Below are 5,856 nucleotides of genomic sequence, written 5' to 3' on the forward strand. Positions count from 1 at the left end.
GTGCCGTGATCAATCCTCACAGTCGTTCGTACAGGGGCGCGCTCCACCTGGACGCCCTGAACCACGCCCGCTCCACGGTGTGTGGGTCGACGGCGGACGGGATGGGAGCCGGGGAGGATGGTGGGTTGAGGAAGGCCGAGCGTGCGCCGACGTCTCGAGCCGGCGGAGGGGGACGCCATGGCGAGAAAGGTCATGGCTTGGCGCCGGTGACGGAGGCTAACTTCGTACGATGCGGATCTTGCACCTCTCGGACACCCACCTGGACCGGTCCGGCGGCCCCGACGCCGACGGGGCCGATGGCACTGCAGCACTCTGCCGCTTGCTGGGCGAACTAGATCATCTGGACAACCTCGACGCGGTGGTGGTCACCGGCGACGTCGCAGACGACGGCTCTCGTGAGGCGTACACGCGGGCCCATGAACTTCTGTCCGGCTACGCCAGCCGACGAGGGGCGAACGTCTTCTACACAACCGGTAACCACGACGACCGCACTGCATTCGCAGACGTGCTAGGCAGCGGTCACATTCAGCCTGACGCGGTATACGAGGGAGCCGTGGGTGAGCGGGCAGGGGCAACCACCATCGACGGATGGCGACTGATCACGCTGGACACGCTCGTTCCAGGCAAAGGCTACGGCCGACTCGACGGCGACCAACTCCACTGGCTCCGCGAACTACTTGCCACCCCGGCACCACAGGGCACCGTCCTGGCCTTCCACCACCCACCGGTTGCCCTGGACGTCGAAGTTCAGCAGGCGCTCGGCCTGCACAACAGCCCAGAGCTAGCCGAAACGATCCGCGGGACCGACGTCCAGCTCATACTCTGCGGACACTTCCACCTACAGATACTGGCTCACCTGGAACGAGCGACGGTCTGGGTCACGCCCGGCGTCGTCAGCCGCATCGACCTGACCGCCCGCCCAGGCACCGAGCGCGCCGTCCACGGTCCGTCGGCCTCCCTCGTTCACCTCGGAGCGCCCCACGGGCCACTCATCCATACACTCCATGCACGAGACCCTCGCATGGGCGAGACGGTCTACGAGGCCGACGAGACGGAGATGCGCGAGGTCATCGAAAGGCTCGGCCCCTCTCCTGCGGGCTCGAACTGAGCCTGTGCCTCCACTGGACTGGATTGTCGTGGGACAAAGTCAGCCGAGCTTGTCAAGACCGCGTGCGGCGGCTGACACCAGCGGCTGACACCAACAAGCACGGACGGCAGCGGTCGACGCCGGACCTCAGTGAACGATCGGCCGACGCGCAGGGGCGGTTGGCCGACGTTGGCAGACCCCCGTGATCGACCTGATAAGGATGAGGCCACAGGTTCAAGGCCTACCACCTTCAAGGGCAGGGGAGGGCCGCCCATCGATCATCGGTTCCGGATCCAGGACTGTATGAACGGAAATGCATTCAGCGACACCAGCCATTAAGCCCAGAATCGCAATGGCCCTAATTTTTGGACTTCCCTCTGCGCTGGTAGCAATATTGACTTCCGCGATATTGACCAATTCCACGGGTGCCCCTTCTACAGTTTGAAGAAGAGCGTCATGAGTCCCAGCGAGACGACCCCGGCCCCCGCCCACATCAGATAGTCCCAGGGGTGCTTCGGGTTCGGATCCCTTCGCTTCTCGTGCAACTCCAACGCCATGGCGTAGAAAGACAGCACCGCCACCACGGAGAAGCACCCCCCGATAAACCAGAACAAAATTCGCATATCCCCCTCCAGGTCTCCGACCCGCGTAAGGCTACTGAGGCCACGCCGCGGAGACAAGAGCGGAGACACGTCGAACCAGCAAGGAGTCGGCGCATGGAAAATCACACCACGAACGAGGTCTACGACCGGCTCGAAGAAGTCAAGAAACAACTCGAGAAAAACACCGGCCAAGAAGTCACCACCGAGCACTTCGACACGAAGATCAAAGAGCTGAAAATGGCGATCGAGAGCGGCGGAAAGAAGGAAGGGGACGCACCCCGACCTGCCCGGGGTGCAGCCAGCCCATGGAGTCCGGAAGCTTCGTCCCCTCCAAGCGGGAAGACGACGGCTGACGGACCTGCCGGACGCTATGGAGGTGTACCGGCCGACATGTTGGGTGGCGCTGGGCCGACCGGCCGGATGAGCCCTTGGAGGCTTGTCCGATACCGGAGCTGGTTCGCTGACATCCAACCCTGACATCAACGACCCAGGACGGCGGCGGCACACAGCAGTCACGTATGGCATCGGTTCACGAGGCGAGCCCCGACCACGCCGAGGGGAGATCGAACTCCTAATGCGGTGCTCGCACAACGCCGCAGCTGACACGGCAGCGGCAGCGTGTCAGCGAGGCTCAGTCCTCGCCCACCTGCAGCAACACCACGGTGAAGGCCCCGCCGGTCCCCGCAACAACCCCATCGAAGGTATGCCGGGTGACCGGGTTCCACGCCCGTGCTCCGGGCGAGAGGTCGGTGATGTTCGTGTACCAGGCGGCCTCGTAGCCCAGCAGACGTACAACACGTTCCGCCGCTCTACGGGCGTGGGTGCGGTCACGGCACCCTGAGCCCGGGAATACCAGGTCATAGGTCGCCAGGTAGGTCAAGAGCTCCGCTGCGCGCTCAGCGTCGATCTGCAAGAGTGCGTTGTTGATCTCTACTGGTGTGTCCGGGCCGACTGCACCTTCCACTGCATACTGCTTCCAAGCCTCTTCGGCCTCGGCGGCCACTTGGCGAACGAGTTCCGAAGCGGATCCGCCGGCCTCGTCGACCACACGGCCGAAGACCCCGTCGTCTCGCGACAGAGAGCCCGTAAGAGCGCACAGTTCCGCAGCTACGTCCACCGTGCCATTCTCTACTGGGCTAGCCCCGGCCCGGCCACGGCTGTGCAGCGTCGTGCGATCGGGCGGTGAGTGTCCAACTGCGTGACAACGCCGACGGACAGCGGCGGACAAGCACGGACGCCCGTGGACCATCGCCGCATGTGAAAGGCGCACTCGCCGCAGGTCGAGCCTCCACCCAAGTTGCTTCGGGACGAAAAGGTCGTGGATTCAAAGCCCCGCTATCCCGACGCGGTTCTCAACTAGAACTGGCGATGACCTGCCCGACGACGGAGAGACGCTGCTCGCATTGCGGGCAGGTCGCGTCGCCGAAGGTATAAGTCAGGGCGCGCGCGACGTCCTCATGACCGTCGGGCATGCAGACCCCGCCAACCGCGTGATCCAATGACCGCCAAGGGAGGGGAATGAACCAGCAGAGGCTGTCCGAAGCAAACGCATCGAAGTACCTCGTCTCGACTCTCACGACGCTCGCCGCAGACGCCGGGGATCAGATCGCGTGGCTCGACAGGTACCGACTCGAAACCGACGACCTGGCCTTGGACTACGAAAACGCGAAGGGCGCGATCTTGGTCCTTGCTGAGGCTGGTCGTATTGATGCCGTCATGAAGTCGCGCCACTCACGCATGGACGCGATCCTCGACGCGATGAGCGGGCCGGAGCATGCTGCCAGGTGGACGTATGAGGCGCTGACGACCGACGCAGGATGGCTCACAGTCCGCCAGTTGGCACGCGACGCACTGGCAGAACTGGCCGGTGCCTGGCAGCAGCCGATGCCCGCCCTCAGAACCTACAGCGGCCCCTGATGGCACTCGACAGCACTTGACTCGGTCATTAAGACTCCGCAGACCGCGTGACAAGGTGCAGGTCTCGGCAGAGAACTCGCCCTTGGCGGCGACCACGTACACCTGTCACGATCAAGCCGTGGTCACCCTTGCGAAGATCGCGAGGCAGGCAGACGTCTTCCTCGACCTGACGGGCGTTGCGGTCGGTTCACTGCTGCTGGTGAGCGGTATCGAGACCTACCGCGACGGTGAGTCCGTGGGCTGGCCCATCGCCGGATCAGTGCTGTTCTTGATCAACCTCTGGGTAGCCTGCCGTCGATTCGTCCGGCGCAGGAAGCCGAGTCCGTCGTCGTAGTCGCACACAGCCAGCCAACGTGCCCCATGCGTGCCCGATGGGACGGCGACCGACGGGGAACAGCGGTGAACCACGGCGCGCAGCCCAGGAACGCACAGGTCAGCTTTTTGCCCGCTCAGGCGGGATCCGCATACGCACTCTTCCAAACTGGTGCTCCGGGATCCGACCGCAGCGGCGGTTGATTGGGTCATTGAGCCTTTTCCAATCTCGGCTTGAGGTGTTGAGTCGAGGCCTTGAGGGCTTCCGGGCCCCGGCTGTTGGACCTGTGAAGGGAGAGAAGTTGCACATCGAGTGGATCTGGGTGCTACCGGTGAGTGCACTGCTCCTGGTGGCGTGCGACTACGGAGGTGTGGCGCGGCTGATGTGGGATATGCAGCCAGCAGCCAGACGGCGTACATGGCCCGGTCCGGCAGGGTCTCGCGTGATCGCTGGGATCCTGGCGATCGTCGCGATCGCGACTCGTCTCATTCAGCCAGCCCACGGCTGAAGGCTTGGAACCACAGCTTGCCAAAGACGGCGGACCATCTGAACCACAGCGCCGACACCGCAGCGGCAGCAGCGGCCAAAGACACCCGGTGGAGCCAGCGGGCACCAGATGCCCGGCGCACACCAGACGCGCCGACACGTTGCAGTGTCGGTGTGGCCGTCTCAGTTTCCGTCTCATTCAGCCCGGTTCACGGCCGTTCAGAGGAGACCGCATGCCGGAAGCGACGTACGGTCCAACCGCCCATGAACCCAGGTGAACGCCCCTGCACACACCCCGCGACCCCCACCACCACAGTTGGAAAGCGTGTTGGCCAGGTGATGAGGGGGGTGGGGTCTGCGGCCTGCAACATAGTCCCGAGGTCGCTCCCGGGGACCTTTGTGCCCACCCCCCTTGACCGCGAACCTCGAAGGTTCTCTGACCGGTCTCATCCCGCCAGGCGGGCTAACAGGGGGGACTGACAACGAGATGGCAGCGGGGAGTTGCGGTACAGCAGCCAGGTACAGCAACCCAAGCAACCGGCAGCACCCCGCACCGGCCGTCATGGGCCGCCAAGCGACCTGTATGACCGTCTCCGACTCATCTCTCTAGAGCTACGGATCAGAAGGTAGCCGTGCCCCACGCGTGCCCGATCGAGCGGAGAACCACGGGGAACACCGCGCAGCCACGGTAGCCGGGCACGAGAACGGCCCCCGACCAAACATCCAGGTCAGGGGCCGCTCTCACTGCTCATCGCGCGGAGGCGGTGGGATTTGAACCCACGGTGACATCGCTGCCACGACGGTTTTCAAGACCGTGTACGGATCGACGTTCCCAAAGCGTCGAGTGCACCCACGGCCGCGTGGATATGAGCCGGACCGCGACGCAACCGTTCTCCCGCGCACCACCAGAACAGTCGCTCCTGTGCATCCTCCATTGGATGCATGCCCAGGCCATGCTCGGGGCACAGGGGCCACGCCTGCCACAAAAGCTCCATGACAGTCTCCTGTGCGGCATCGGCAACGCTCGCCAGCGCAGAGGCACGGCTGTCCTGCGAGTTCGGGTCCAGGTAATTGCCGTGCCACTCACCGTTGGCCATGGCGACGTAGACGTTCTCCGGCTCATCCGCATCGTAGGACGGAAGAGCCAGCAGTTGCAGAGGTTCCAGCTGGGGAAGCGTCACCGCCAGGTCCCGGTTCAGAAGGGCGAGAGCCCGGTCCCACCCTGGGTACTCGCCCGGCGAGACGCGGCGAGGCTCAGGGGGGTCGAAAAGAGCGCACATGAGCACCATCCTCCGCCACGCCAGGGACAGCCCCAATCGCTCAACAGCGTCGCCCCCCTGCAAAGACCGCGTGCGGCGGCTGACTGTGAGGATGTCGGTGGTGTCACCCGAGGCGGTCTGACCCGCCGACTGACCGACGCAGAGGCTGTCTTGTTGATGAAATGTCGGCCG

Annotated in this window: 7 protein-coding genes and 1 tRNA gene; 4 read left to right on the top strand and 4 right to left on the bottom strand. The window is 64.4% G+C overall.

The window, feature by feature from the left end; translation table 11 throughout:
* Positions 1–229: 229 nt before the first annotated feature.
* On the top strand, positions 230–1,108 hold the full coding sequence (locus tag ACIPM1_RS33685) for a metallophosphoesterase family protein (protein WP_402441166.1): 879 nt from the start codon (positions 230–232) through the stop codon (positions 1,106–1,108).
* A 413-nt stretch (positions 1,109–1,521) separates the two neighbouring features.
* Here ACIPM1_RS33685 and ACIPM1_RS33690 read toward each other — a convergent pair whose 3' ends face one another.
* Positions 1,522–1,668 carry a hypothetical protein gene (locus ACIPM1_RS33690; RefSeq protein ID WP_402441168.1) on the bottom strand — a complete coding sequence of 49 codons (147 nt, stop codon included), beginning with the start codon at positions 1,666–1,668 and terminating at the stop codon, positions 1,522–1,524.
* A 135-nt stretch (positions 1,669–1,803) separates the two neighbouring features.
* Between ACIPM1_RS33690 and ACIPM1_RS33695 the strand changes: the two genes are divergently transcribed.
* A complete protein-coding gene (locus ACIPM1_RS33695) occupies positions 1,804–2,166 on the top strand; it encodes a hypothetical protein (RefSeq protein ID WP_402441169.1) in 363 nt (120 codons plus the stop codon).
* A 154-nt stretch (positions 2,167–2,320) separates the two neighbouring features.
* On the opposite strand, the gene ACIPM1_RS33700 is transcribed toward ACIPM1_RS33695, so the two are convergent.
* Positions 2,321–2,737 (bottom strand): hypothetical protein, encoded by a 417-nt coding sequence (locus ACIPM1_RS33700; protein WP_402441171.1) that lies wholly within the window; start codon positions 2,735–2,737, stop codon positions 2,321–2,323.
* A gap of 470 nt (positions 2,738–3,207) precedes the next feature.
* Between ACIPM1_RS33700 and ACIPM1_RS33705 the strand changes: the two genes are divergently transcribed.
* Together ACIPM1_RS33705 and ACIPM1_RS33710 are read left to right on the top strand one after the other, a co-directional pair.
* A complete protein-coding gene (locus ACIPM1_RS33705) occupies positions 3,208–3,606 on the top strand; it encodes a hypothetical protein (protein WP_402441173.1) in 399 nt (132 codons plus the stop codon).
* 118 nt (positions 3,607–3,724) lie between these two features.
* Entirely contained in the window at positions 3,725–3,940 is a 216-nt protein-coding gene (locus tag ACIPM1_RS33710) for a hypothetical protein (RefSeq protein ID WP_402441175.1), read from the top strand.
* A gap of 1,221 nt (positions 3,941–5,161) precedes the next feature.
* Here the strand turns inward: ACIPM1_RS33710 and ACIPM1_RS33715 are convergent.
* A tRNA-OTHER gene (locus ACIPM1_RS33715) sits at positions 5,162–5,239 on the bottom strand.
* On the bottom strand, positions 5,212–5,856 hold a 645-nt coding region (locus ACIPM1_RS33720; protein WP_402441177.1), incomplete at its 5' end, for a hypothetical protein. The genes ACIPM1_RS33720 and ACIPM1_RS33715, both read right to left, overlap by 28 nt.

Source organism: Streptomyces sp. NPDC086766 (assembly GCF_044746005.1).
Lineage (GTDB): Bacteria > Actinomycetota > Actinomycetes > Streptomycetales > Streptomycetaceae > Streptomyces.

Bases quoted from the DNA above. Each gene is read 5' to 3' on its own strand.
- ACIPM1_RS33705 (WP_402441173.1), top strand. From the start codon at position 3,208: ATGAACCAGCAGAGGCTGTCCGAAGCAAACGCATCGAAGTACCTCGTC.
- ACIPM1_RS33695 (WP_402441169.1), top strand. From the start codon at position 1,804: ATGGAAAATCACACCACGAACGAGGTCTACGACCGGCTCGAAGAAGTC.
- ACIPM1_RS33685 (WP_402441166.1), top strand. From the start codon at position 230: ATGCGGATCTTGCACCTCTCGGACACCCACCTGGACCGGTCCGGCGGC.